Below are 25,582 nucleotides of genomic sequence, written 5' to 3' on the forward strand. Positions count from 1 at the left end.
GTGCGGAACGGCGCGGGGTCTCCCGCTCGGTGATGCGGGAGGCGGTGCGCGTCCTCGAGACGCTCGGGCTCGTGACGTCCCGCCGCCGCGCGGGGACGCCCCCGCCACCACCGCCGGGCAGGGGCAGCTGATCCTCGCCGCCGTCGTCGGCATCGCCGTGATCGTCGTGCTGATCACCTGGCTGAAGCTGCACCCCTTCGTCTCCCTGCTGATCGGAGCGCTGACGACGGGCCTGATCGCGGGGCTGGCGGCGGCGGACGCGGTCGCCAGCTTCGCGCTCGGGTTCGGCAACACCATGGGCGGCGTCGGCATCCTCATCGGCCTCGGCGCGATGTACGGCAAGCTCCTCGCCGACTCGGGCGGCGCGGACCGCATCGTGGACACCCTCATCGCCCGCTCGAGCACTCGCGCGCTGCCCTGGATGATGGGCTTCGTCGGCGCGCTGATCGGGCTGCCGATGTTCTTCGAGGTCGGGCTCGTGCTGCTGATCCCGGTCGTGATCCTGGTCGCCCGCCGGAGCGGTCTGCCGCTGATGAAGGTGGCGATCCCGACGCTCGCCGGCCTCTCGGTGATGCACGGCCTCGTCCCGCCCCACCCCGGACCGCTGGTCGCGATCGACGCACTCGGCGCGAACCTCGGCGTGACCCTCGCGTTCGGCGTCCTGGTCGCGATCCCCACCGTCGTCGTCGCCGGCCCGCTCTTCGGCCGGGTCGCCGCCCGCTGGGCGCCGGTGGAGACGCCGCCGCTCTTCGGCGAGGGCGCGGGCGAGACGCGCGAGCACCGCCCGGGCTTCGCCGCCGCCGTCGCGAGCATCCTGCTGCCGGTCGTGCTGATGCTGGGCAAGGCGATCGCCGACATCGCGGCCCCGGGCTCCACGGACGCCTGGAAGGGGGCCCTCGACTTCCTCGGCACGCCGACCATCGCGCTGGGGATCGCGCTTCTGGCCGGTCTGGTCCTGCTCGGCCGCGGCGGCCGGATGAACCGCACCGAGCTGCAGGCCTCGCTCTCGAGCTCGCTGCCGCCGATCGCGGGCATCCTGCTCATCGTCGGCGCGGGCGGCGGTTTCAAGCAGGTCCTCGTCGACACCGGGATCGGCGGGGTGGTCGCCCAGCTCGCGGAGGGGAGCGGCGCCTCGGCGCTGCTGCTCGCCTGGCTCGTGGCCGTCGTGATCCGCGTCGCCACCGGCTCCGCGACCGTCGCCACCGTGACCGCCGCAGGGATCCTCCAGCCGCTGACCGAGACCATGGACGGGCCGATGGTCGCCCTCATGGTGCTCGCGATCGGCGCCGGCTCGGTGTTCCTGTCGCACGTCAACGACGCCGGGTTCTGGCTGGTGAAGGAGTACCTCGGGCTCAGCATCGGCCAGACGCTCAAGACCTGGACCGTGATGGAGTGCCTGGTCTCGGTGACCGGGCTCGCCGGGGTCCTCCTGATCGGTCTCTTCGTAGGAGGTATCTGATGACCGCTCTTCCCACCGTCCCCGTCCGCGCCGTCGTCGTCATGGGCGTCTCCGGCAGCGGCAAGTCGACCGTCGCGTCGCTCCTGGCGCGCCGACTGGGCTGGGAGTTCCTCGAGGGGGACGACCTGCACCCGCAGGCGAATGTCGACAAGATGCACGCCGGCATCCCGCTGACCGACGAGGACCGGGCGCCCTGGCTGGCCGAGATCGCCCGCGTGGTGGACCAGCGGATCGCCGCGGGCGGCTCGGTCGTCGTGACCTGCTCGGCACTGCGCCGCCGCTACCGCGACGTCCTCCGCCGCGACGACCTCGTCTTCGCGCACCTCGCGGGATCGAGGGACCGGATCGCCGGGCGGCTCGCCTCGCGGGTCGGCCACTTCATGCCGACCACGCTGCTCGACTCGCAGTTCGAGGCGCTCGAGCCCCTCGGTGACGACGAGCTCCACGTCACGGTCGACGTGGGCGGCGCTCCGGAGGAGGAGATCGCCGAGATCCTCGGAGGGCTCGGCCTCGCCCCCGCGGGCGCCTAGCCCAGCAGCGACTCCACCGGCACGGCCGGAAGGTCGAAGGCCGCGGCGACGGCGGCGTTCGTCACCCGGCCGTCGTGGGTGCTCAGGCCGCGGGCGAGCGCCGGGTCGGCGGCCAGGGCGGCCCGCCACCCGCGGTCGGCCAGCGCGAGCGCGTAGGGGAGCGTCGCGTTGGTGAGCGCTCGGGTAGAGGTCTCGGGAACGGCGCCGGGCATGTTCGCGACGCAGTAGTAGACGCTCCGGTGCACGGGGAACACCGGGTCGTCGTGCGTGGTCGGACGCGAGCCCTCGAAGCAGCCGCCCTGGTCGATCGCGATGTCGACCAGCACCGAGCCCGGCTTCATCGTGGCGACCATCTCGTCGGTCACCAGCTTGGGCGCCTTGGCGCCCGGGATGAGGACGGATCCGATCACGAGGTCGGCGTCGGCCAGCTGCGCGGCGATCTCGTAGGCCGAGGAGGCGCGGGTCTGGATCGCGCCCTGGAAGCGGTTCTCGAGCTGCGCGAGGCGGGGGAGCGAGAGGTCGACGATCGTGACGTCGGCCCCCATGCCGAGGGCGTTCGCCGCGGCGTGCTCGCCGGCCGTGCCGCCGCCGATCACGACGACCTTCGCCTTCGGAGTGCCGGGGACCCCGCCGAGCAGCGTGCCCCGTCCGCCGACGGCGCTCATGAGGTGGTAGGCGCCGACCGTGATCGACAGGCGCCCGGCGACCTCGCTCATCGGCGAGAGCAGCGGCAGCCGCCGGTCGTCCAGCTGGACCGTCTCGTAGGCGATGGAGGTCGTCCCCGCCGCGAGCAGCGCATCGGTGCACGGGCGGGAGGCGGCGAGGTGGAGGTAGGTGAAGAGCACCTGGTCGCGGCGCATCCGCGGGTACTCGGCCTCGATCGGCTCCTTGACCTTGAGGACCAGCTCGGACTCGCGCCAGACCTCGTCGGGCCCGTCGACGACGAGGGCGCCGGCGCGGCGGAAGTCGTCGTCCGACACGCGCGAGCCCAGGCCCGCGCCGGCCTCGACGAGGACCTCGTGGCCGCGGCGCACCAGCTCGTGGACGCCGGCCGGAGTGGCGGCGACCCGGTTCTCGTTGTTCTTGATCTCGGTGGGGATCCCGACGCGCACGGCGGCTCCTTCGCTGCGGCCCGCGGGGCGGGCGGTGGGCGCCGATCCTGCACCGGCTCTGCCCATCGTGCGAAGATCGTGCCCGGAGCGGAGGAACTCCGCAGGATCGGTCGGAAGTCACCGCACGGGCCGAAGGTTCGTCGGCGGAGTGAGGGAGCGGGCGCATGCCACCGAAGGATCTGCACGACCTCGACGACCTGGATCCGGTCGATCGGACCCTGGTGCGCCTCCTCCGCGCCGACGCGCGGACGCCCAACAGCCGGCTCGCCGAGCGCGCCGGCATCGCCCCGTCGACCTGCGTCGCACGCGTCCGGGGCCTCGTCGAGCGCGGCGTCATCACCGGCTTCACCGCCGAGCTCGACCCGGCGGCGCTCGGCCTGACCCTGCAGGCGCTGATCAGCGTCAGCATCCGCGTCGGCCAGCGCCAGGCGATCACGCGCTTCGCGGAGGAGATCCGCGCGCTGCCCGAGGTGGTGCAGGTGTTCTTCCTCGGCGGCTCGGAGGACTTCATCATCCACGTCGCGGTCCGCGACTCCAGCGACGTGCGGGACTTCGTGGTCTCGAACCTCTCGGCGAACCCGGCGGTGGCCTCGACGCGCACGAGCCTGGTGTTCGACCACCACCGCAAGGGCCCGGCGGTCCCCGAGTAGCGCGAGCCGGCGCAGCCCGAGCGGCCGCTCGGCCCGCGCCCGTCCCCCGGGGCTAGTGCGCCCCGGGGTTCACGTCGCCGCCCCCGCGCTGCATGAGGCCGGGGATGCGCTTGGCGAGCCCCGGGATCGCCTCGTCCGAGATCGAGATGCGCGTGTCGCGCAGGCGCTGGCGCAGCAGGGTCTCGACGTCCTCCTCCGGTCGCAGCTCGGCGTCGCCGGCGACCTGCAGCAGCACGCCGCGCAGCTTCTCGTCGAGCTGCGCGTCGTCGCTGCCGTGCTGGATCGGGTGGTCCTGGGATGCGTTCGTCATGCCTCCATGCTGGCACCGGCGACCCCGAGCCGAGAGGACTTGCGCCGCGGCAGGATGGTCGCATGCCGTTCACCCGCGCCGAGCTCGCAGCGTTCCAGGACCGCACCGTCGAGGACCTGCTGGGCGACGACGTCCGGCTCCTCTTCGTCGGCATCAACCCGGGGCTGTGGACCGCCGCCACCGGCGCGCACTTCGCCCACCCCGGCAACCGCTTCTACCCGGCGCTCGTCGCGGCCGGGATCCTCGAGCGCGCGCCGCGCGTGTCCGAGGGGATGAGCGCTGCGGACCGCGCGGAGCTCGTCTCCCGCGGCGTCGGCATCACCAATCTCGCCTCCCGGGCGACCGCCCGCGCCGACGAGCTGATCGCGGAGGAGCTGCGCGAGGGCGCTCAGCGGCTGGTCGCCACCGTGGAGCGGGTGCGGCCCCGGGCCGTCGCGGTCGTCGGCATCACCGCCTACCGGATCGCGTTCGGACGCCGCAGGGCGGTGCAGGGCAGGCAGGAGGAGGACGTGGCGGGCGCGCCGCTCTGGGTGCTGCCGAACCCGAGCGGCCTGAACGCGCACGACACCGTCGCCTCGCTCGGGCGCGCCTACCGCGAGCCGGCGCTCGAGGCGGGGATCGTCTCTTCCGACGCGCTCCTGCCCGGGGACGTCGGACCCCGCCCGCAGGAATAGCCGTCGACCCCCGGAGGTTGCAGAAGTCCATGAGTATGCATGAAGTCAAGTTCGGCGTCGACACGTTCGGCGACGTCACCGCCGGCCCCGACGGCGCCCCGCTGCCGCACGGCCAGGTCCTCCGCGACGTGGTCGAGGAGGGAGTCCTGGCCGACCGGGTCGGCATCGACTTCTTCGGGATCGGCGAGCACCACCGCGCCGACTTCGCCGTGAGCGCACCGGACGTCGTGCTCGCCGCCATCGCGGCCCGCACCGAGCGCATCCACCTCGGCTCCGCCGTGACGGTCCTCTCCTCGGACGACCCGGTGCGCGTCTACCAGCGCTTCGCCACCCTCGACGGACTCTCCGGCGGCCGGGCCGAGGTCATCCTCGGCCGCGGCTCCTTCACCGAGTCCTTCCCGCTCTTCGGCTACGACCTCGCGCAGTACGAGGTCCTCTTCGAGGAGAAGCTCGACCTCTTCCACGCCCTGATCCAGGGCGGCCCGGTCACCTGGCAGGGCACGACCCGCCCCGCGCTCACCGAGCAGAGCGTCTACCCGACCCTCGACAACGGCACCCTCCGCACCTGGATCGGCGTCGGCGGCAGCCCCGAGTCGGTCGTCCGCGCCGCCCGGTACGGCTTCCCGCTCGTCCTGGCGATCATCGGCGGCTCGCCGGCCCGCTTCCGCCCCTACGTCGACCTCTTCGGCCGCGCGCTCGACCAGCTCGAGCAGCCCCGCCTCCCGGTCGCCGTGCACTCGCCCGGCTTCGTCGCCGACACCGACGAGGAGGCGCGCGAGCTGTACTTCCCGCACCACAAGGCGATGATGGACGCCATCGGCCGCGAGCGCGGCTGGTCCCCGATGACCCGCGAGCGCTTCGAGGAGGAGGCCGGCCCCGACGGCGCCATCCACCTCGGCTCGCCCGAGACGGTCGCCCGGAAGATCGCGCGAACGGTCGAGGCCCTGGGCATCGACCGCTTCGACCTCAAGTACAGCGCCGGGACGCTGCCGCACCCGGCGATCATGCGCAACATCGAGCTCTACGGCACGCAGGTCATCCCGCGGGTGCGCGAGCTGCTCGCGCACTGACCCCCGCCGGGCGCCCGTTCCCCCGCTGGGCGCTCGGCGCGTTCCGAGCCGACGCGGTGCGCGCTCCCACCGGGCGCCCGGCCCGCGTCGATACACTCGGAACCCCCCGCCCCGACCCTCCCGGAAGCACATGCCCGACAGCCACGCCGCCCGCACCCCCTACGAGGTGCTGGGCGTCGCCGCCACCGCGTCCGACGACGAGCTCCGCCGGGCGTACCGGCTCCGCCTCCGCGAGACCCATCCGGACACGGGAGGCGACGCCGCGTCGTTCCACGCGGTGCAGCTCGCCTGGGAGCGGATCGGCAGCGCCTCCGCCCGCGGCGACTACGACCGAGGCGCTCCCGCCCCCGGGAGGTCCTCCCCGCAGTCGCCGTACACCGGCTCGCCGCGCCCGCAGACCGCCTCGGCCGTGCGCGCCCGCTCCTACGGTCACCCGGGAGGCGCGGCGCGCGAGTACTACCTGCGCCTGGTGCGCGAGTGGCTCGGCCGCGGCGTCGAGACCGAGGACCCCTTCGACCCGGCGATCGTCCGCTCCGCTCCTCGCGAGATCCGCTCCTGGCTCGCGAAGGCTCAGGCCGAGGAGGCGACGGCCGCGCTCGTCGGCGCGCTCGGCATCGCCTACACGATCTGGAACGACGTCGCGGTCGGCGACGGCGGGCTCAAGATCGACCACCTCGTGCTCGGGCCGGCCGGCCTGCTCGCGCTGACCTCCGCCGACTGGGGCGACCCGGTCCGCTTGAAGAAGGGCGAGCTGGAGGGCCCCGGGATCGCCGAGGACGAGAAGCCGATCGCCTCGCTCGCGAAGGCCGCGCGCCGTCTCGGCCGCGAGCTGGGCGTCCGCTTCTCGACGAGCGTCGTGGTCGTGCCGGACGACGCGCTGGAGCAGCCGTTCGAGCAGGTCGAGCGCGGCAGGCACCAGGGCGCCGTCGTCATCCGCCGCTCGCTGCTGCCGCAGCTGCTGCGCTCCGGCACGGACGACCCGCGGCTCGGCGGGTACGGCGAGTCGTTCGAGGTCCGCACCCGCGTGCAGAACCGCATCCGCTTCGTCTGACGCCGCGCTAGCCGCCGCTCGCGACCGGGGCAAGGGGTTAGCGCGCATCCGGCGCCCCGCCCACCATGGGACGTGCCCCCGGGCATCCCACGACGAGCGGAACGAGGACGGACCATGGTGCGATTCGGATACACCCTGATGACCGAGCAGAGCGGACCCAAGCAGCTGGTGGGCTACGCGGTCGACGCCGAGAGGCTCGGCTTCGAGTTCGCGGTCTCGAGCGACCACTACTCGCCGTGGCTGACCGAGCAGGGGCACGCCTCCTACGCCTGGACGCTGCTCGGAGCGGTCGCGCAGGCCACGTCGACCATCGACCTCACGACCTACGTCACCGCGCCGACCATCCGCTACCACCCGGCCGTGGTCGCGCAGAAGGCCGCGACGCTCGCGATCCTCTCCGACGACCGCTTCACGCTCGGCCTCGGCTCGGGCGAGAACCTCAACGAGCACGTCGTCGGCGAGGGCTGGCCCTCGGTCGCCGTGCGCCAGGACATGCTCGAGGAGGCCGTCCACCTCATCCGCGAGCTGCACACCGGCGAGCTGGTGACCTGGGAGGGCGAGTACTTCCGCGTCGACTCCGCCCGCATCTGGGACCTGCCGGACACGCCGGTCGAGATCGGCCTGGCGGTCTCGGGGGAGAAGTCGATCGCCCGCTTCGCGCCGATCGGCGACCACCTCATCACGACCGAGCCCGACGCGGAGCTGATCTCGCAGTGGACCGCGGTCCGCGGTGCGGACGCCGCCCCCTCGCGCACGATCGGCCAGATCCCGATCTGCTGGGCGCCGGACAAGGAGCAGGGAGTGGCGCTGGCCCACGAGCAGTTCCGCTGGTTCGCCGGCGGCTGGGCGGTCAACTCCGATCTGCCGACCCCCGCCGGCTTCGCCGGAGCGAGCCAGTTCGTGCGCCCGGAGGACGTCGCCGAGCAGATCGCCTGCGGCCCCGACCTCGACGAGCTCGCCCAGAGCTTCGTGCCCTACATCGAGGCGGGCTTCACCGACATCGCCCTCGTCCAGGTCGGCGACGAGCTGCAGCAGCGGTTCCTCGACGAGGCGGCGGAGGGGCTCCTGGAGCGCCTGCGCGCGCTCGCCCCCTGAGGCCGCTGCCGGGTCGCGCGGTCAGAATCCGCGGAGGCGCTCGATGTCGCGCCGGTCGCGCTTCGTCGGGCGGCCCGCTCCGCGGTCACGGACGATCACGCCCGGCGCGGACTCCCGGGGTGGCGGCGGGGGTGTCCGGTCCTCCATGCACTCGGCGGCCACCGGCGCACCGACCCGCTTGACCACGAGTCCGCGGACGATCAGCTCCCGGTCGAAGCCGCCGATCCGGGCGCGGACCTCATCGCCCACCCGCACGGTCTGCGCCGCCTTGGCCCGCTCGCCGTTGACGCGGATGTGGCCGGCCCGAGCCGCGGTCGTCGCGGCGGAGCGCGTCTTGTAGATGCGCACCGCCCAGAGCCACGCGTCCACCCGCACGGCACCGGTCACCGGGATCTGCATCCCCCCAGTCTACGAACGGCGCCCGCTCGCCACCCACCCCGCGGTCCTACACTGGCCGCCGACAAGGAGGTTCCCATGAACCGAGACGACAGCATCTACACCGGAGCGGACGACGCGCTGCGGAGCGGCGACGACCGCATGGTCGCGGCGAACGACAGCTCCGGAGCCGGCGGAACCCGCGGCGACGTCGGCATGAGCACGACGAGCGGCGAGGGCACCGGGGTCCCCACCCGCGGCGCGCCTCCGCAGAGCGGATCCCCGTCCGAGCTGCGCCCCACCGGCTTCCCGCACGCGGGCCTGGAGTTCTCGCTCGTCCCGTCCGGGCACGAGGAGTGGCGGATCGAGCACCCGGGCGGTCGCACCGTCGGCGTCCTCGCCGTCATCTCGCACGCGGGCGAGGAGTCGGAGGCCGTGTTCGTCACGCGCCGCGTCGGCTCCGAGGACGCCGTGGCCGAGGGCACCGACTGGCGCGGCATCGTCTCGGCCGTGATCAACGACGAGGCGGCGGACGAGCGCGATCCGGTGCAGCTCGACCCCACCGTCGAGCACGTCCGCGGCGGACTGATCAGCCGCGGCCCCGCGGACGTCGACGGCCTCTCCTGAGCCCTCTCTCCTCCGGGACGCCGTCCGCGCTCGGCGCGGGGCGTCCCACGGGGGAGGATCGGAGTCTCAGCGGGCGAGCAGCGCGGCGTTGATCCGGGCCGAGAGGTCGGCGTCGACGCGGCGGTCGGTCCCGTCGACGGCGCGGACGGGAGCGGCGTTGCGCGCGCTCGAGACCAGCCACGCCGCGTCCGCCGCCTCCAGATCGCCCGAGCGCAGCGGACGCACCGCCGTCTCGAGGCCGAGGCCCGGCGCGAGCGCGAACAGGTCGGCCTGCGTGGTGCCGGGCAGCAGCCCGAGGCTCGGCGGAGGAGTCACGAGCTCCCCGCCCGTCAGCAGCACGAGGTTCGAGGTCGGCCCCTCGAGCAGGTAGCCGTCGCTCGACACGAACAGGGCGTCGTCGGCGCCGCGCCGGGCGGCCTCCCGCGCGGCTGCACGGTTCACCGCGTACGAGAGCGTCTTCGCGCCGGCGAGCAGCCAGGGGGACGTCGACTGCACGTCCGAGCGCAGCCCGCGGTCCAGGAGCACCACGCGCACGCCGTCGCGGCGGGCCGGGCCGAAGTCCGGGCTGGTCTGGACGAAGACGACGCCGGTGGGCCGCCCGCCGCCCTCGACGCCGCGGGTCAGGATCGTCTTCACCATCGCCTCGGCGACGGGCGGGTGCGCGGCCACCGCCGCTCCGATCGCCTCGAGCCAGGCGGGCCGGTCCGGCCGGGGCAGGTCGAGCATCCGGGCCGAGCGCTCGAAGCGGTCCAGGTGCGCGTCGAGCGCCTGGAGCCGTCCGTCGACCAGGTTGATCGTCTCGAACACGCCGTCGCCGCGGGTGAAGCCGAGGTCGGTGACGTCCAGATCGCCGCGCCCGCTCGGATCGATGCGGTGCGCGGGTCCTCCCGGCGAGTGCGCCTCGGCGTCGAGGGAGGGTCGGTCGAGGACGACGAGGGTCTCAGCGGGCATGGGCGGTGCGGTCCTTCCGGGAGCGGCGGCGGGGGGAGAAGCGGAGCAGCGCGATCGTCAGCAGGGCGCCGATCAGGGAGCCGCTGCCGTTCGAGACGAGGTCCTGCACGTCGGAGACGCGGGTCGGCAGCCACAGCAGCTGCGCTGTCTCGACGGCCGCCGACACGGCGAGCCCGATGACGGCGGCCCACAGGCGGCGACCCGCCGGCAACTGCGCGGCGATCAGCGCACCGAGCGGCACGAAGAGCAGCACGTTCGCGGTGAACTCCGCCACGTCGAAGTCGAACCAGCCGGTGAGCGGCGTGGAAGCGAGGAAGGCGATGATCCCGCGGATCAGCGCGTTGGGCTCCCCGGCCGGGTAGGGCGCGGGCGTCAGCGTGATCAGGGCGATCAGCGCGAGCCAGGCGAGCGTCGCGAGGCGGAGGGGTCTCGAGCGGCGCATCGTCCGATTCTGCCAGCCCGTCGGGGTCGGGTGCGGCGGGCGCGGTGTGGGAGGCTGGAGGGCATGACCAGCGAGGACCCCGGCGCGGACGCCGTGCTCCCGCGCCACCCCTTCGACGCGTCGCTCGGCGACGGCTGGGTCGAGATCGGCGACGGACGCCGCTTCTGGGGGCGCTTCGGCGCCGCCGGCCTCCTCCTGCGCGATCCGTCGGGACGCGTCCTGCTCCAGCACCGCGTCAGCTGGAGCCACTTCGGGGACACCTGGGGGCTGCCCGGCGGCGCCCGTCACCCCGAGGAGACGGCCTTCGAGGCGGCCCTCCGGGAGTCGGAGGAGGAGGCGGGCGTCCCCGCCGACCTGATCCGGCCCGTGCTCTCCAGCGTCGTCGTGATCGGACCGTGGAGCTACTCCACAGTCCTGGCCGAGTCCCGCGAGCACTTCACTCCCCGTATCAGCGACGCCGAGAGCACCGAGCTGCGCTGGGTCGCCCCCGACGAGGTCGACTCCCTGCCGCTGCACCCGGGCTTCGGAGCGGCCTGGCCGGGTCTGCGCGCGCTCGGCTCCTCGATCCCGGTGCTCGTCGTGGACGCCGCCAACGTGGTCGGCTCACGCCCCGACGGCTGGTGGCGCGACCGCGCCGGCGCCGCGGAGCGCCTCCTCGCCTCCCTGGCCCGCCTCGCGGAGGCCGGCGTCCCCGGCCGTCTCCTGGGGATCGACGCCGACACGGTCTGGCCGCGCATCGCCGTGGTGCTCGAGGGAGCGGCGCGCGCCGCCCGCCCGGAGGCGGGCGCTCTCACGGAGCGGCTCACGGTCCACTCGGCCGACGGCTCGGGCGACGACGCGATCGTCGAGCTGGTCGGCGCGCTCGAGACCGCGGTCGTCGTCACGGCCGACCGGGGACTGGCCGCCCGCGTCGAGGCGCTCGGGGCCGCCGTGGTCGGTCCGCGCTCGCTGCTCGACCTCCTCGATCCCGCCCGGGAATAGGCCGCGGGGGCACCCGGTTGCATCCCCCATGGCTACGACTGCGATGACCCTCGACTCCCATGACCAGACGATCGCCGACGGCATCGTCCTCATCGACTTCTGGGCCGACTGGTGCGGCCCGTGCAAGCAGTTCGCTCCGGTCTTCGAGGCCACGAGCGAGAAGAACGCCGACATCACGTTCGCGAAGGTCGACACGGAGGACCAGCAGCAGCTCGCCGCGAGCTACGGCATCTCCTCCATCCCCACCCTCGTGGTGTACCGCGACGGGATCCCGCTGATGGCTCAGCCCGGCGCCCTGCCCGCCCCCGCGCTCGACAACCTGATCGAGCAGGTCCGCGGCCTCGACATGGTCGAGGTGCGCCGCCAGTACGAGGAGGCGAAGGCCGCTCAGGAGGCCGGCGTCGCCCCGCAGGCCTGATCCGCCCGGCGCCTCGACCCGCTCCGCAGGCGGGAGGCGCCCGCAGACGCACGAGAACCCCCGGCAGCCGTGAGGCCGCCGGGGGTTCCGTCGTTCCGAGCCGGGATCAGCCGGTGTTCTGCAGACCCGCCGCGACTCCGTTGACCGCGAGCAGGAGCAGCCGCTGGTTCTGCTCCGTACCGGATCCGCCCGGGTCGGTGCGGAGCGCCTTCAGTGCGCGCAGCTGCAGGAGCGAGAGCGCGTTGACGTACGGGGTGCGCAGGCGCACGGCACGGCCGAGCACGCGGTGGCCCGTGAGCAGGCTCTCCTCGCCGGTGATCGAGAGCACCCACCGGCGGGTGAGCGCCATCTCGTCGAGCACGAGTCCGGCGAGGTCGTCGCGGGAGTCGAGGGCGAGGTAGCGGCGGGCGATGCCCTCGTCGGTCTTCGCGAGCGACATCTCGACGTTGTCGACCATCGTCGTGAACAGCGGCCAGGAGGCGTAGGCCTCGCGGAGCAGGTCGAGGTCGCCGACGGCCTCGAGCGCGCTGCCCAGCCCGAACCAGCCGGTCAGGTTGACGCGGGCCTGGGTCCAGGCGAAGACCCACGGGATCGCTCGCAGGTCCTCGAGCGACTCGACGGAGAGGCCGCGGCGGGCCGGACGCGAGCCGAGGGCGAGCAGGCCCACCTCCTCCTGCGGGGTGACCCGGGCGAACCACGGCGCGAAGCCGTCGGCCTTCACGAGCTCGAAGAAGCGGCGGCGCGACTCGCGGTCCATCGTCGCCGCCACCTCGGCGAAGCGCTCCGCGGCGCCCGCGTTGCGCTCGCCGACAGCGGGGGAGGAGGCGAGCAGCGTCGCTCCCGCCACCTGCTCGATGTGCCGGGTGGCGATGTCCGGGTTGCCGTAGCGGGCGAAGATGACCTCGCCCTGCTCCGTCAGCTTGAAGCGGCCGTCCACCGATCCGGGCGGCTGCGCGAGGACGGCCCGGTTGGCCGGCCCGCCGCCGCGGCCGAGCGCTCCGCCGCGCCCGTGGAACAGCGTGAGCACGATGCCCTCGTCGGCCGCCCACTGCGCGATGCGCGCCTGCGCGTCGTAGAGCGCGAGCGTCGCCGAGACCGGTCCGACGTCCTTCGACGAGTCGGAGTAGCCGAGCATCACCTCGAGCCGGTTGCCGGTGGCCGCGAGGCGCGCCTGCACCTGGGGGAGGCGGATCATCTCGGCGAGGATGTCGGTCGAGGCGTCGAGGTCGGCGAAGGTCTCGAAGAGCGGGACCGCGTCGATGATCGGCGGCTTGCCGTCGGTCGCCGCCTCGGCCAGTTCGAAGACCGTCCGCAGGTCGTCGGCCGACTGCGTGAAGGAGACGATGTACCGCCTCGCCGCGTCGGTGCCGAAGCGCTCCTGGACCTTCGCGATCGCCCGGAACACCGACAGGACCTCGAGGCCGCGCTCGTCGAGCTCCTCGCCGGCGCGGATCGCGGCGATCGTCTCGCGGTGCACCTTCGAGTGCTGGCGCACCTCGATCTCGGCGAGGTGGAAGCCGAAGGTCTCGAGCTGCCAGACGAAGTCCTGGAGGTCGCCGTAGGCGGCGCGGACGTCCTCGGCCTCGACCAGGGACTCCTGGAGGGTGCGCAGCTCGGCCAGCAGCTCGGCGGCGGCGGAGTAGGCCAGCGGCCCCTCGGACCGGGTCGCGGCCAGGCGCTCGGCCGCGAAGAGCAGGACGCGGCGGTGCGCCTCGTTGGGCGAGCGCTCGGCGATGTCGGCGGCGAGCTCGGGAGCCCGCTCGACGCAGGAGGCCCAGAGCGCCTCGACGGCGGCCGACGGGGGAGTGGTCGACGCGTCGAGGGTCAGCGCGCGGCCCACGCGGCGGGCGACCCGCTCGAGGCCCATGAGGACGTGCTCGGAGGCGATGTCCACCGCAGCGAGGGTCGTCTCGGCGGTGACGAAGGGATTGCCGTCGCGGTCGCCGCCGATCCAGGTGCCCAGGCGGACGAAGGCCGGTGCGACCGGAGCCCGGGTGCCCGAGCCCTCGCCGAGCAGAGCGTCGTCGAGGCGGCGGTAGACGCGGGGGAGCACCGAGAACAGCGACTCGTCGAAGACGCTCATCGCGGTGCGCACCTCGTCGAGGGGAGTGGGCTTGGACTCGCGCAGCGGAGCGGTGCGCCACAGCGTGTCGACCTCGGCCAGCAGCTTGCGGCGGATCTCCACCAGCACGACGCCGCCCATGCGCGGGTCGTCGCGCTGCTCGAGCAGGTCGCTGATGCGGCGGATGGTCGAGGCCACTGCGCGGCGGCGCGCCTCGGTCGGGTGCGCCGTGAGGACCGGGCGGAACTCCAGTCGGGACAGGCGCGCGAACGCCTCGTCCTCCCCGAGCTCCCCGGTCAGCCGGCGCATCGAGGCGAGGATCGAGTCCTCGGGCGACTGCGCGCCGGCGTCGGCCTCGCGCCGGCGCAGCACGCGGACGCGGTGGAACTCCTCCGCCACGTTGACGAGGTGGAAGTAGCAGGTGAACGCCCGGGCGACCTCCTCGGCGCGCTCGAGCGTGAGCGAGGCGACGAACTCCTCCGCCTCCGCGGTCCCGGCGGCGTCGCCGCTGTCGTAGGCGCTGATCGTGAGCGCGCGCAGGCGCTCCACGTCCTCGTAGAGGGAGGGCTCGCCCGACTCGCGGAGCACCTGGCCGAGCAGCTCGCCCAGCAGGTGGACGTCGGCGCGGATCCTCTCGTCGAGCGGAGGCGCGGTCGTCCCGTCGGCGGAGGAGGGGGCGGTGGCGGAGGCGGGTGCTGCGGTCGCGGCGGACGCGTCGGAGAACGGATGCACGGGAGAGACCTTAGCGGCGGTGCGTATCGAGCACATGACGCCTGCGTCACGATCCGAACTGGAATGATCGAGGGGTGACCGTGACAACCGCACCCCCCGCTCCCGCCGTCCAGACCGAGCAGGCGGCACCCCATGTCGTCGTGCTGTTCGGCGCCGTCGGCGACCTGGCCCGGCGCAAGCTCATCCCGGGGATGGCCCACCTCGCGCTCTCCTCCCTCGCACCGGACCTGCAGATCGTCGGCACCTCGCTCGAGGAGCACGACGACGCCTCGTTCCGCGCCTTCGCGAAGCTGGCCTACGACGAGTTCGGGAGCCGCTCCCTGACGCCGGCGCAGTGGGACGAGTTCGCGTCCAAGCTCCGCTACGTCCCGCAGTCCGCCGGCCCGGCCGCGCTGGCCGCCGCCGTGACCGACGCCGAGGCGGTCCTCGGCCCGGACGTGAGCCGGCTGCACTACCTCAGCGTCCCGCCCAGGGCAGCTCTCTCCGTCGTGCGGATGCTCGCCGAGGCCGGGCTGGTCGAGCGCTCGCGGATCATCATGGAGAAGCCGTTCGGCGTCGACCTCGAGAGCGCGGTCGTCCTCAACGCGGAGCTCCACGAGACCTTCAGCGAGGAGCAGATCTTCCGGATCGACCACTTCCTCGGCAAGGAGCCGGCGCAGAACATCCTCGCCTTCCGCTTCGCCAACGGCCTCTTCGAGCCCATCTGGAACCGCAACTTCATCGATCACGTCCAGATCGACATCCCCGAGCGCCTCACGCTCGACCGTCGCGCCGAGTTCTACGAGTCCACCGGCGCGTACAAGGACATGGTCGTCACCCACCTCTTCCAGGTGCTGGCGTTCATGGCGATGGAGCCGCCGACCGCGCTGGAGCCCCAGGCCATCAGCGAGGAGAAGAACAAGGTCTTCCGCTCGATGCGTCCGCTGAACCCCGAGAACGTGGTGCGCGGCCAGTACATCGGCTACCGCGACGAGCCGGGCGTCGCCGCCGACTCCGAGACCGACACCTTCGTCGCGCTGAAGTGCGAGATCGACAACTGGCGCTGGGCGGGAGTGCCGTTCTACCTCCGCACCGGCAAGCGGATGGCCGAGGGCCAGCGCATCATCTCGATCGCGTTCCGCGAGCCCCCGAAGAGCATGTTCCCGCAGGGCTCCGGAGTCGGTGCCCACGGCCCGGACCACCTCACCTTCGACCTGGCGGACGCCTCGAAGGTCTCGCTCTCGTTCTACGGGAAGCGCCCCGGTCCCGGCATGCGGCTCGACAAGCTGAGCATGCAGTTCGCGCTCCAGGAGACCGACCGCGCGGGCGACGCGCTCGAGGCCTACGAGCGCCTGATCCTCGACGCGATGCGCGGAGACCACACGCTGTTCACCACCGCGGAGGGCATCGAGCGGCTCTGGGAGGTCTCCGCGCCCCTCCTGCAGGATCCGCCGCCCGTCCGTCTCTACGCGCCCGGCTCCTGGGGGCCGAACGCCATCCACCAGCTGATCGCGCCGCACGCCTGGCGCCTGCCGTTCGAGCGGGTCTGGCGCGACAAGCGCTGACCACGCCGCCGTGCGCCCCGCCTAGGCTGGGCGCATGGCGCGCACCGGTGAGGACCGGATCTGGACGGTCCCGAACGTCCTCAGCATGGTGCGCCTCGCCCTGGTGCCGGTGTTCCTCGTGCTCGTGGTCCTCGGCGAGGACGCGCTCGCGCTCCTGACCCTCGTGGTCTCGAGCCTCACCGACTACCTCGACGGCTGGATCGCGCGCCGCTTCGACCAGATGACGCGCCTCGGACGCGTCCTCGATCCGGCCGCCGACCGGCTCTACATCTTCGCCACCGTCCTGGGCCTCGCGGCCCGCGGACTGGTGCCCTGGTGGCTGGTCGCCGTGCTGCTCGCCCGCGACCTGATGCTCGTGGTCCTGGCGGTCGTCCTGGCGAACAACGGCTACGGACCGCTTCCCGTGCACCACCTGGGGAAATTCGCGACCTTCTGCCTCTTCTACGCGCTCCCGCTGATCATGCTGGGGCAGGCGTTCCCGGCCCTCGCGCCCGCCTCGCTCCCCATCGCCTGGGCCTTCGCGCTGTGGGGCGCATTCCTCTACTGGTGGGCCGGGATCGTCTACGCCGTCCAGACGCGGGACCTCGTCCTGGGGGTCCGCACAGGTGCTCAGGGGTCCGACGAGGGTCACGATTCGGATACGCTGACCTGATAGGAGGTACGTCTTGGTCGAGCCCGTCGGTGGAGCATCATCCGCCCAGCACAATTCCGTTCCCGGTGAGCCGTCGACGGAGACGACTCTGACGTTCACCGACGACATCGGTGCCCAGCTCGCCGCTCTCGACAACCGCGCGTCCCGCGAGGAGGCCGAGGCCGTCGGGGCTCTGCCCTCGGGATCCGCGCTGCTGGTCGTGCGCCGCGGACCGAACACCGGCGCCCGCTTCCTCCTCGACACCGACTCCACGACGGTCGGCCGTCACCCCGACGCGGGCATCTTCCTCGACGACGTCACGGTCTCGCGCCGGCACGCCGAGTTCGTCCGCCGCGGCACGGCGTTCGAGGTCCACGACCTCGGCTCCCTGAACGGCACCTACTTCGACGGGGTCCGGATCGAGTCCGCGATCCTCACCGACGGCTCCGAGGTGCAGGTCGGCAAGTTCCGACTCACCTTCTACGCGTCCCGCGCCGACCTCGTCGCCGCTCCGGACGCGTGAGCCGTGGGCCGCTCCTCCGCGCGCGCCCTCCCCACCGGCTCCGCCGCTCTGCTGAGCATCGGGCAGGTGCTGGCCAGGCTGACCAGTGAGTTCCCGGACGTCACCCCGTCCAAGCTGCGCTTCCTCGAGGAGCAGGGGCTCGTCTCGCCGGCCCGCACCGACTCCGGCTACCGCAAGTTCTCGGGCTCCGACGTCGAGCGGCTCCGGATGATCCTCGCTCTGCAGCGCGACCACTACCTCCCCCTCAAGGTCATCCGCGGATACCTCGACGACATCGACGCCGGACGCGAGCCCGCCCTGCCGGCCGGTGTCGGGGGTCCGAGCGCCTCGCTCCTCGGCCCCGCCACGCGGTTGACCCGCGAGGGCCTCGCGGCCGAGTCCGGTGCCACGCCCGCTCTCGTCCAGGAGGCCATCGCCGCCGGGCTCGTGCGGGGCGGCGACGTGTTCGGGGACGAGGCCGTGACGACGCTCAAGGCGCTCGTCGACCTCGGCCGATCCGGTATCGAGCCCCGCCATCTCCGACCGCTCCGCGTCGCCGTCGAGCGCGAGATGTCGCTCATCGAGAGCGTCGTCGCCTCCAGCGCCCGCCGCGGAGAGGCGTCCGGCTCCGCCGGCGCTGCCGAGAACGCGGTGGGGCTCGCGACCCAGCTGGGCACGATCCGCGGGGCGATGGTGCGCAGCGCCCTCTCGCGGATCGCCCGCTCGTGAGGGCCGCGCCGCCGGCCGTCGGGCGGCCCGTGCGACACGCCGCGGCGCCGAGGCCGATGTCGTTTACTCGGCCTGCGCCGGTCGGTACGGTAGGGAGCGCGTTCGGAGGATCCGGCGTCCGGATCCGAGAGGCACAGGGATGAGAGAAGTCAGCCGCGACGTCAGCGGCCAGCGCGACCTCGTCCTGTTCACCGACGGACTGCCCGAGCTCGACGCCGACGCGGGCTACCGCGGGGCCGTCGCGGCGCGCGCCGCGGGGATCACCTACCGTCAGCTCGACTACTGGGCGCGGACCGAGCTCGTCGAGCCCACCGTGCGCGGCGCGTCCGGCTCCGGCACGCAGCGCCTCTACGGCTTCCGCGACATCCTCGTGCTGAAGCTGGTCAAGCGCCTGCTCGACACCGGGATCTCGCTCCAGCAGATCCGCACGGCGGTCAACCAGCTCCGCGAGTCCGGGGTCGACGACCTCGCGCAGACGACCCTGATGAGCGACGGCGCGAGCGTCTACCTCTGCACTTCGAACGACGAGGTCATCGACCTGCTCAGCCGCGGCCAGGGCGTCTTCGGCATCGCCGTCGGCAAGGTCCTCCGCGAGGTCGAGTCGAGCCTCGTCGAGCTCGACCACCAGTCGGTCGACCCGGGCGACGAGCTCGCCCAGCGCCGCGCCTCCCGCCGCGTCGGCTGACCGCCCACCCCTCGCGGGTCTGCCGCTGCTCCGGGGACTCCCGGGTCCCCTTCGCACGCTCAGCCGATTAGAAGCGGACCCGCCTGCAGCCGCGCTGTGTGAGCAACGGGCGCCACCCGAGTGTCACCGTGCTGGTCGAATGGCGGGCCCCGCCCGCGCGAACCGTCCGCCGGACGCGAGCTCCCCGCCGATCACGCCCGCTCACCCTGCTGGTCCGATGACGGGCTCCGTCCGTGTCCCGCCCTGCGGATCCGACGATGGGCTCCGCCCGCGCATCGAGAGTCCGCGCTGAACTCCGACGCCGAGCGTCCGCCGGCGCCGTCCCTGGCACTCCTCGGGCACCGAGCATCGCCCGCGTCCCGAGACCTCGAGCCGGAGGAGTCCGGCGGACCCGCCGGCCCTAGGTCGCGGCGGGGACCTGCTCGCCGATGCGACCGGTGCGGATCACGCGGTCGAGCAGCAGGTCGAAGTTGTGCGCCATCTCCTGAGCGCTCTCCCCGGGCCAGACGTGCACGGGCTTCGCCGCGCCCTGCGCCTGCTGGAGGGAGGTGCGCTCCGGGAGCTGCGGGCTGAGCACGAGCGGTCCGAACATGTCGCGCAGCTCCTTGATCCGGAACTGGTGCTCCAGCGACTGGACGCGGGCGCGGTTGACGATGATGCCCAGCGGCTGGAGGCGCGGGCTGAGTCCGCGGCGGATCTCCTCGATCGCCCGGAGCGCCCGGTCGGCGGCGGCCACCGAGAACAGGCCCGGCTCCGTGACGACGGCGACGCGGTCGCTCGCGGCCCAGGCCGTGCGGGTCAGGGCGTTGAGCGAGGGGGCGCAGTCGATCAGCACGAGGTCGTAGTCGGCCTCGACGCTCGCGAGGGCCTCCTCGAGCTTCCAGATGTCGCGGATGCTGGGGTGCGGCCCGTCGAAGTTGATCGCGGAGGGGCTTCCGATCAGCACGTCGATCGTGCCGTGGTGCTCCTTGGTCCAGCCGGAGGGGGCGATCGCCGAGCGGACGATCTTCTCCTTCGGCGACGTCAGGACGTCGGCGATGTTGAGGTGGCCGGCGACGTTGATGTCCATTCCGGTCGACACGTCGGACTGGGGATCGAGGTCGACGACCAGCGTTCGCAGGCCCTTCGAGAACGCCGCGGATGCAAGGCCGAGCGTCACCGTGGTCTTGCCGACGCCGCCCTTGAGGGAGCTCACGCTGAGTACATGCATGGCTGACTACTTTACGTTCCTCCGGGCGGCAGAACCTAACCGTTCGCTGCACGCGCCGTCCGCGCCGCCTCCGGAAGCGGGCCGCTCTAGCAGTCGGAGCGCGCTCCGACCAAGCCGCCCGGCGCGATCCGGGCCCGCCGGTACACTCGTCCTGAGCGGAAGGAGGCTCGTTCGCATGGATGAGCGCAACGACGAACAGCCCGACACCGGCACCGGTCCCACGCCGCGGACCGCCATGGACGCGGCTCGGGAATCGGGTCAGTACTCCCCGCGAGCGAGCGACACCGCTCCGACCCTCCTGCCCGACGGCGTGCGGATCACCCCGCCCGGCCCGCGGCGCCGCTCCACCGCCCCTGCTCCGGTCGAGGACGAGGACGCGATCGACGTCGGCCGCCTCGGCCTGCCGCCCTCGCGCTCGCACGCTCTCGTGCCCCCGGAGCCGAGTCCTGCTCCGACCCCCTCACCGGCTCCCGCTCACCCGTCCGGCGCGAACGGACCGGTCTCGGCGGGGATCCCCGCCCGAGCGGAGTCCGCCGAGAAGCCCGCGGCGTCCGAGTCCGCGGGGGAGCCCGCTGCCGTCCCCACGCGCCGCGACCGCCTCCGCGCCGAGTCCTCGAGCGCCGCTCCCGCCCCGTCCGCGCCGAGCGCCGCCGTGCCCGAGTCGGCGTCGATGCTCACCCCGGACAGGCTCCTGGAGGTCAACCGCAAGACCCGTCCCGCTCCCACGGGCGGCTGGCACCGCTTCCTCTACGGCCTGACCTTCCACACGGTCAACCTCGGCGACTCCGCGAAGGTGAGGGCGTGGAAGGCGATGGACGAGCGGATCGGCCGGCAGTTCGAGGGCGGCACCCGCTTCGTCCCGGTCATGACCCGCAAGGGCGGCGTCGGCAAGACCACGGTCACGACGCTCCTGGGCATGGCCCTCGCCGACGCGCGCGAGGACCGCATCATCGCGGTCGACGCGAACCCCGACCGCGGCACCCTGGCCGAGCGCGTCCCCAAGCAGACGCGGGCGACCGTCCGCGACGTCGTGAACCGCGCGGCCGGTGTGACCGGATTCACCGAGTTCTCGACGATGGTCTCCCGCGACGAGACCCGCCTCGACGTCCTCGCCTCCGACACCGACCCGCAGCTCTCCGAGGCCTTCGACGAGGACGACTACAACGTGGTCGCCGACCTGGTCGAGCGCTTCTACTCGATCATGCTCACCGACTGCGGCACGGGCATCGTGCACTCGGTGATGCGGCCCACGCTGCAGCGCGCCGACACGGTGGTGATCGTCTCGGGCGGCAGCGTCGACGAGGCCCGCCTGGCCTCCGAGACCCTCACCTGGCTGGACGCGAACGGCTACGGCGCCCTGGTGCGCAACGCGGTCGTCGCGCTCAACACGGCGACGCAGGGCACGAGCCTGGTGAAGCTGGAGGAGATCGAGTCGCACTTCCGCTCCCGCGTCCGCGACATCGTCCGCATCCCCTACGACCCGGTGCTCGCCGCCGGATCCGTGGTGAAGTGGGAGCAGCTGCGCGAGGGCACGAAGGACGCCGCACGCCTGCTCGCCGCGCTCGTGGTCGAGGGCATGCCGGTCCGACGTGTCTGAGCCCCGGGGCTCCGAGGCGGCGTCCGCCGCGTTCCAGGACCGCACCGACGGACCCGACGCGACCACCGACTCCTTCGACCTGATCGTCATCGGGGCCGGCTCCGGCAACTCGATCGTCGGTCCGGAGTTCGACGGCCTGCGGGTCGCGATCCTCGACGACGGGGAGTGGTTCGGCGGCACCTGCCTCAACGCCGGCTGCATCCCGACCAAGATGTTCGTCCATGTCGCCGACGTGATCACCGACGTCGACCAGGGCGGCCCGATCGGCGTCCACTCCCGCCTGCGCCGCCCCGAGTGGGCCGAGGTGCGCGACCGGGTCTTCGGCCGGATCGACGCGATCAGCGAGGGCGGGTTCGAGTACCGCGATCAGCGCTCCCCGAACGTGACCGTCCTCCGCGAGAGCTTCGGCTTCGAGTCGCTCGGAGACGGCGACCGCCCGCACGTCCTCGTCAGCGCCAGCGGTGCCCGCATCAGTGCTCCGCAGGTGGTCGTGGCCGCCGGCTCGCGGCCCAGGCCGCTCCTCGCCGCGTACGAGCCGGACCCCCGCATCCAGGACTCGTCCTCGGTCATGCGGCTCGACGAGCTCCCCGAGCGGATGCTGATCCTCGGCGGCGGCGCGGTGGCCGTCGAGTTCGCCCACGTCTTCTCCTCCTTCGGCACGGCCGTGACCGTCGCCGTCCGCGGCGACCGCCTCCTCCGCGCCCTCGACGAGGACGTCTCGCGCCGGTTCACCGGGATCGCCGCCGAGCGGTACACGGTGCTCACCGGAGTGAGCGCCGAGAGCGTCGACGCCCGCCCTGACGGGCTCCGCGTCGCCCTCAGCGACGGCACGACGGTCGAGACCGACCTGCTGCTCGTCGCGCTCGGCCGCGACCCCAACAGCGACACGGTCGCCGCCGCCTCCGTCGGGATCGATCTGCACGAGGACGGCCGGATCAGCGTCGACACCGAGCAGCGCGTCCTCTCCGGCGGACGCCCCGTGCCCGGCCTCTTCGCCCTCGGCGACGTGTCGTCCCGCTGGCAGCTCAAGCACGTCGCCAACCACGAGGCGCGCCTCGTGGCGCACAACCTCCTGCACCCGGGCGAGCTGCTCTCCAACACCCTCTCGCCGGTGCCCGGCGCGATCTTCGCCCACCCGCAGATCGCCCACTTCGGGCTCACCGCGGCCGAAGCGCGGGACCAGGGCCTGGACGTCGTCACCGTCACCCAGGAGTACGGCTCCACCGCCTTCGGCTGGGCGCTCGAGGACGACTCCAGCGCCTGCCTCCTGGTCGTCGGACTCGACGGCGCCCTCCTCGGCGCGCACATCATCGGGCCGCAGGCCAGTATCCTCATTCAGCCGCTCGTCCAGGCCGCTAGCGCCGGCACCGGCATCCGCGGACTCGCCCGCAGCCAGTACTGGCCGCACCCCGCAGCGAGCGAAGTCGTCGAGAACGCCCTCCTGAGCGCGGAGGAGGCCCTGAGGGAGCGCACCACATGACCGAACGCCAGATCCGCATCTTCGGGGACCCGGTGCTGAAGACCCCGTCCACGACCATCGAGACGGTCGACGCCGGCGTCCGCGGCCTCGTCGAGGACCTCGTCGACAGCGTCCGACCGCCCGGACGCGCCGGCGTCGCAGCCCCCCAGATCGGCGTCAACCTCCGCGCCTTCAGCTACAACGTCGACGGCGTCATCGGGTACATCCTCAACCCCGAGATCATCGAGCTCAGCGGAGACCCGCGACCGGTCGACGAGGGCTGCCTCTCCGTCCCGAACCTCTGGTACCCCGCGATCCGCTACCCGCACGCGAAGGTCCGCGGCACCGACCTCGACGGCAACGAGATCGTCCTCGAAGGCGACGGCCTCATGGCCCAGGCCCTCCAGCACGAATGCGACCACCTCGACGGACGCCTCTACCTCGACCGCCTCTCCCAGGACGACCGCCGCGCCGCCATGAAGGCCGTCCGGGAATCCGACTGGTTCTGAGTTGGATTCCGAGCCGGTCCTTGCCCGGCTCGGCGCGGTCGGCTTTTCGAGGTGGGCGCGTTCGGTGGAGCGTCGTGCGTTCCGCCGACGGTGAAGCGCTGGCACGCGCTTCACCGGATACGGCTGCGTTGAGGGGGAGCCGGTCCCTGCCCGGCCCGGCGCGGTCGGCACCGCGACAGGGGCGCGTCGAGGAGAGCGTCGGGCGTTCCGCCGACGGGATAGAGCTGGGCGCGCTGTCCCGGAGGCGGCTGCGATCGGGACGGCCTGGTGGTAACGGCGGGAGAGCGCGGGGTCAGCGGAGGGAGATGCCCTCGGTGGCGGGGGCGGCGGAGTAGACGGCGGCGATGGTGTCGGCGAAGTCGGCGAGGATGACGTTGCGCTTGATGCTCATCTTCGGAGTCAGGTGACCGCTCGCCTCCGTGAACTCGGTCGGGAGGATCACGAACTTCCGGATCGACTCGGCGCGGGACACGCGCTCGTTCGCCGCATCGACGGCCCGCTGCACCTCGGCCAGAACGACCGGGTTCACGGCCGCGTCCTCGAGTGAGAGGCCCTTGTCCTGCCCGTTGTTGGCGAGCCACGTCGGCAGCATCTCGGAGTCGAGCGTGACCAGAGCAGCGATGAACGGGCGCTGATCGCCGACGACGACGACCTGGCCGACCAGCGGGTTCGCGCGGATCGGATCCTCCAGCGCCGCCGGAGCGACGTTCTTGCCGCCGGCGGTGACGATGATCTCCTTCTTCCGCCCGGTGACGCGCAGGTACCCGTCCTCGTCCAGGGTTCCGAGGTCGCCCGTGCGGAACCACTCGCCGTCGAACGACTCGGCCGTCGCCGCCTCGTTGTTCCAGTAGCCGCCGAAGACGTCGATGCCGCGCACCTGGATCTCGCCGTCGCCCGCGATCCGGATCGAGACGCCGGGCATCGCCGGGCCCACCGAGCCGATCTTGAAACGCTCGGTGCGGTTGACCGTGGCGGGCGCCGTCGTCTCCGTGAGGCCGTAGCCCTCGAGGATCTTGATGCCGAGGCTGTGGAAGAAGTGCCCGAGCCGGTCTCCCAGCGGCGCCGAGCCGGACACCGCGAAGCGGACGTTCCCGCCCATGGCGGTGCGCAGCTTCGAGTAGACGAGCCGGTCGAAGAGGAGGAACTGCAGCTTCAGCGCGAGCGGCACCAAGCCCGCCTCGAGCGCCATCGAGTGGGCGACGGCGACGTCGGCCGCGCGGCGGAAGATCTTCCCCTTCCCCCCGGCCTCGGCCTTCTGCTCGGCGGAGTTGTAGACCTTCTCGAACACGCGCGGCACGGCCAGGAGGAACGTCGGCTTGAAGGACGCGAGCGAGGGGAGCAGCTGCCTGGTGTCGGCCTGGTGCCCCACCTTCACCCCGCCGTGCACGCAGAGGATCGCGATGAAGCGGGCGAACACGTGCGCCGTGGTGATGAACAGCAGCGTCGACGCGCCGGGCTGGTGGATCAGCTCCGTCAGGGCGACCGCCGAGTTGCGGCTGAGCTCGACGAAGTTCGAGTGCCGGATGATGCAGCCCTTGGGGCGGCCGGTGGAGCCGGAGGTGTAGATGATCGTCGCGATGTCGGTGCCGGTCGCCAGCGAGCGGCGGCGCTCGATCTCGGCGTCCGGCACGTCGACGCCGCGCGCGACGAGCTTGTCCAGATCGCCCAGCCCGATCTGCCAGGCGAGTCGGACCTCGGGAAGGTCGGCGCGGATCTCGTCGAAGCGGGCGAAGTGCTCGGGGGTCTCGACGATCACGGCGTGCGCGCCGGAGTCGGCGAGGTTCCACTGCACCTGCGCGGGGGAGGAGGTCTCGTACACCGGGACGAGGATCCCGCCGGCGAACCAGACGGCGAAGTCGATCAGCGTCCACTCGTAGCGCGTCTTGCAGATCAGCCCGACCTTCTCGCCCGGCTCGAGGCCGGCGGCGACGAAGCCCTTCGCGAGGGCCGTGACCTGGTCGAGGAACTCCTGCGCCGTCACATCGCGCCAGCCGTCGCCGTCGGGCAGCGCGAAGAGCGGGCGATCGGGTGTCTCGCGGACGCGGTCCAGCAGGAGGGCGGTCGTGTTGGCCTGGGGATCGGCCGGAACCACCAGGGGGGAATCGAACTGGTCCACGGCAACTCCTTCGGTACCTGAATGAACGTCGTCTCCACCCTACCGGCGCGGCGCAAGCTGT

Annotated in this window: 26 protein-coding genes; 18 read left to right on the forward strand and 8 right to left on the reverse strand. The window is 72.9% G+C overall.

Going from position 1 to position 25,582, the window contains the following annotated elements:
• Window positions 1-127: 127 nt before the first annotated feature.
• Window positions 128-1,459 (forward strand): GntP family permease, encoded by a 1,332-nt coding sequence (locus C5C33_RS13150; RefSeq protein ID WP_104261322.1) that lies wholly within the window; start codon window positions 128-130, stop codon window positions 1,457-1,459.
• Window positions 1,459-1,989 (forward strand): gluconokinase, encoded by a 531-nt coding sequence (locus C5C33_RS13155; protein ID WP_104225392.1) that lies wholly within the window; start codon window positions 1,459-1,461, stop codon window positions 1,987-1,989. The genes C5C33_RS13150 and C5C33_RS13155 overlap by 1 nt, the downstream gene beginning before the upstream one ends.
• Here the strand turns inward: C5C33_RS13155 and ald are convergent.
• Window positions 1,986-3,101 (reverse strand): alanine dehydrogenase, encoded by a 1,116-nt coding sequence (gene ald, locus C5C33_RS13160; RefSeq protein WP_104261323.1) that lies wholly within the window; start codon window positions 3,099-3,101, stop codon window positions 1,986-1,988. The genes C5C33_RS13155 and ald overlap by 4 nt on opposite strands.
• A 164-nt stretch (window positions 3,102-3,265) precedes the next feature.
• On the opposite strand from ald, the gene C5C33_RS13165 reads away from it, so the two are divergent.
• Entirely contained in the window at window positions 3,266-3,751 is a 486-nt protein-coding gene (locus C5C33_RS13165; protein ID WP_104222560.1) for an Lrp/AsnC family transcriptional regulator, read from the forward strand.
• Between the two features lie 52 nt (window positions 3,752-3,803).
• Here C5C33_RS13165 and C5C33_RS13170 read toward each other — a convergent pair whose 3' ends face one another.
• A complete protein-coding gene (locus tag C5C33_RS13170) occupies window positions 3,804-4,061 on the reverse strand; it encodes a hypothetical protein (protein ID WP_104222561.1) in 258 nt (85 codons plus the stop codon).
• 62 nt (window positions 4,062-4,123) lie between these two features.
• Between C5C33_RS13170 and C5C33_RS13175 the strand changes: the two genes are divergently transcribed.
• The 4 genes from C5C33_RS13175 (at window position 4,124) to C5C33_RS13190 (ending at window position 7,951) form a co-directional block, all read left to right on the forward strand.
• The gene (locus C5C33_RS13175; protein ID WP_104261324.1) at window positions 4,124-4,735 is read left to right on the forward strand and encodes a mismatch-specific DNA-glycosylase; all 612 of its coding nucleotides are present in this window, start codon (window positions 4,124-4,126) and stop codon (window positions 4,733-4,735) included.
• Window positions 4,736-4,770: 35 nt separating this feature from the next.
• Window positions 4,771-5,805, forward strand: coding sequence for an LLM class flavin-dependent oxidoreductase (locus tag C5C33_RS13180; protein ID WP_104225389.1), 1,035 nt, complete (start codon window positions 4,771-4,773; stop codon window positions 5,803-5,805).
• A gap of 130 nt (window positions 5,806-5,935) precedes the next feature.
• Window positions 5,936-6,856, forward strand: coding sequence for a DnaJ domain-containing protein (locus tag C5C33_RS13185; RefSeq protein ID WP_104247154.1), 921 nt, complete (start codon window positions 5,936-5,938; stop codon window positions 6,854-6,856).
• A 114-nt stretch (window positions 6,857-6,970) separates the two neighbouring features.
• The gene (locus tag C5C33_RS13190; RefSeq protein WP_104222565.1) at window positions 6,971-7,951 is read left to right on the forward strand and encodes a TIGR03557 family F420-dependent LLM class oxidoreductase; all 981 of its coding nucleotides are present in this window, start codon (window positions 6,971-6,973) and stop codon (window positions 7,949-7,951) included.
• 21 nt (window positions 7,952-7,972) lie between these two features.
• Here C5C33_RS13190 and C5C33_RS13195 read toward each other — a convergent pair whose 3' ends face one another.
• Window positions 7,973-8,350, reverse strand: a complete 378-nt coding sequence (locus C5C33_RS13195) for an RNA-binding S4 domain-containing protein (protein WP_181027140.1) — start codon at window positions 8,348-8,350, stop codon at window positions 7,973-7,975.
• A 75-nt stretch (window positions 8,351-8,425) separates the two neighbouring features.
• Here C5C33_RS13195 and C5C33_RS13200 point away from each other — a divergent pair, with 75 nt between their 5' ends.
• Window positions 8,426-8,953, forward strand: a complete 528-nt coding sequence (locus C5C33_RS13200; RefSeq protein ID WP_104225386.1) for a hypothetical protein — start codon at window positions 8,426-8,428, stop codon at window positions 8,951-8,953.
• Window positions 8,954-9,019: 66 nt separating this feature from the next.
• Here C5C33_RS13200 and C5C33_RS13205 read toward each other — a convergent pair whose 3' ends face one another.
• Both C5C33_RS13205 and C5C33_RS13210 read right to left on the reverse strand, forming a co-directional pair.
• Window positions 9,020-9,904 carry an aminotransferase class IV gene (locus tag C5C33_RS13205; protein WP_104261325.1) on the reverse strand — a complete coding sequence of 295 codons (885 nt, stop codon included), beginning with the start codon at window positions 9,902-9,904 and terminating at the stop codon, window positions 9,020-9,022.
• Window positions 9,894-10,346 (reverse strand): VanZ family protein, encoded by a 453-nt coding sequence (locus C5C33_RS13210; protein WP_104222568.1) that lies wholly within the window; start codon window positions 10,344-10,346, stop codon window positions 9,894-9,896. Before C5C33_RS13210 ends, C5C33_RS13205 begins: the two co-directional genes overlap by 11 nt.
• Before the next feature lie 63 nt (window positions 10,347-10,409).
• On the opposite strand from C5C33_RS13210, the gene C5C33_RS13215 reads away from it, so the two are divergent.
• On the forward strand, window positions 10,410-11,327 hold the full coding sequence (locus tag C5C33_RS13215; protein ID WP_104261326.1) for an NUDIX domain-containing protein: 918 nt from the start codon (window positions 10,410-10,412) through the stop codon (window positions 11,325-11,327).
• A 28-nt stretch (window positions 11,328-11,355) separates the two neighbouring features.
• Window positions 11,356-11,745, forward strand: a complete 390-nt coding sequence (trxA, locus tag C5C33_RS13220; RefSeq protein ID WP_104222570.1) for a thioredoxin — start codon at window positions 11,356-11,358, stop codon at window positions 11,743-11,745.
• A gap of 106 nt (window positions 11,746-11,851) precedes the next feature.
• On the opposite strand, the gene C5C33_RS13225 is transcribed toward trxA, so the two are convergent.
• Window positions 11,852-14,575 carry a phosphoenolpyruvate carboxylase gene (locus tag C5C33_RS13225; protein WP_104222571.1) on the reverse strand — a complete coding sequence of 908 codons (2,724 nt, stop codon included), beginning with the start codon at window positions 14,573-14,575 and terminating at the stop codon, window positions 11,852-11,854.
• A 44-nt stretch (window positions 14,576-14,619) separates the two neighbouring features.
• Here C5C33_RS13225 and zwf point away from each other — a divergent pair, with 44 nt between their 5' ends.
• From zwf to C5C33_RS13250, 5 genes are all read left to right on the forward strand, one after another.
• Window positions 14,620-16,083, forward strand: a complete 1,464-nt coding sequence (gene zwf, locus C5C33_RS13230; RefSeq protein ID WP_104225448.1) for a glucose-6-phosphate dehydrogenase — start codon at window positions 14,620-14,622, stop codon at window positions 16,081-16,083.
• Between the two features lie 34 nt (window positions 16,084-16,117).
• Window positions 16,118-16,735: a CDP-alcohol phosphatidyltransferase family protein gene (locus C5C33_RS13235; protein WP_104222572.1), complete on the forward strand. Its 618-nt coding sequence runs from the start codon at window positions 16,118-16,120 to the stop codon at window positions 16,733-16,735.
• A gap of 13 nt (window positions 16,736-16,748) precedes the next feature.
• Complete coding sequence (locus C5C33_RS13240; RefSeq protein WP_104222573.1) at window positions 16,749-17,237, forward strand: FHA domain-containing protein; 489 nt, start codon at window positions 16,749-16,751, stop codon at window positions 17,235-17,237.
• A 3-nt stretch (window positions 17,238-17,240) separates the two neighbouring features.
• Complete coding sequence (locus tag C5C33_RS13245) at window positions 17,241-17,945, forward strand: MerR family transcriptional regulator (RefSeq protein WP_104222574.1); 705 nt, start codon at window positions 17,241-17,243, stop codon at window positions 17,943-17,945.
• Between the two features lie 139 nt (window positions 17,946-18,084).
• Window positions 18,085-18,630: a MerR family transcriptional regulator gene (locus tag C5C33_RS13250; RefSeq protein WP_104222575.1), complete on the forward strand. Its 546-nt coding sequence runs from the start codon at window positions 18,085-18,087 to the stop codon at window positions 18,628-18,630.
• A 400-nt stretch (window positions 18,631-19,030) separates the two neighbouring features.
• Here C5C33_RS13250 and C5C33_RS13255 read toward each other — a convergent pair whose 3' ends face one another.
• The gene (locus C5C33_RS13255; protein ID WP_104222576.1) at window positions 19,031-19,840 is read right to left on the reverse strand and encodes a ParA family protein; all 810 of its coding nucleotides are present in this window, start codon (window positions 19,838-19,840) and stop codon (window positions 19,031-19,033) included.
• Between the two features lie 175 nt (window positions 19,841-20,015).
• Here C5C33_RS13255 and C5C33_RS13260 point away from each other — a divergent pair, with 175 nt between their 5' ends.
• Genes C5C33_RS13260 through def form a run of 3 tightly spaced genes read left to right on the forward strand, consistent with a single transcriptional unit; the run spans window position 20,016 to window position 23,405 of the window.
• Window positions 20,016-21,437: a MinD/ParA family protein gene (locus C5C33_RS13260; RefSeq protein WP_258069241.1), complete on the forward strand. Its 1,422-nt coding sequence runs from the start codon at window positions 20,016-20,018 to the stop codon at window positions 21,435-21,437.
• Window positions 21,430-22,917 (forward strand): mycothione reductase, encoded by a 1,488-nt coding sequence (locus C5C33_RS13265; protein WP_104261327.1) that lies wholly within the window; start codon window positions 21,430-21,432, stop codon window positions 22,915-22,917. Before C5C33_RS13260 ends, C5C33_RS13265 begins: the two co-directional genes overlap by 8 nt.
• Window positions 22,914-23,405 carry a peptide deformylase gene (gene def / locus C5C33_RS13270; protein ID WP_104225378.1) on the forward strand — a complete coding sequence of 164 codons (492 nt, stop codon included), beginning with the start codon at window positions 22,914-22,916 and terminating at the stop codon, window positions 23,403-23,405. Before C5C33_RS13265 ends, def begins: the two co-directional genes overlap by 4 nt.
• 292 nt (window positions 23,406-23,697) lie before the next feature.
• Here the strand turns inward: def and C5C33_RS13275 are convergent, their stop codons facing one another.
• Window positions 23,698-25,521: a long-chain fatty acid--CoA ligase gene (locus C5C33_RS13275; RefSeq protein ID WP_104261328.1), complete on the reverse strand. Its 1,824-nt coding sequence runs from the start codon at window positions 25,519-25,521 to the stop codon at window positions 23,698-23,700.
• Window positions 25,522-25,582 lie beyond the last annotated feature (61 nt).

The sequence above is a fragment of the Rathayibacter sp. AY1H3 genome, assembly GCF_002932015.1.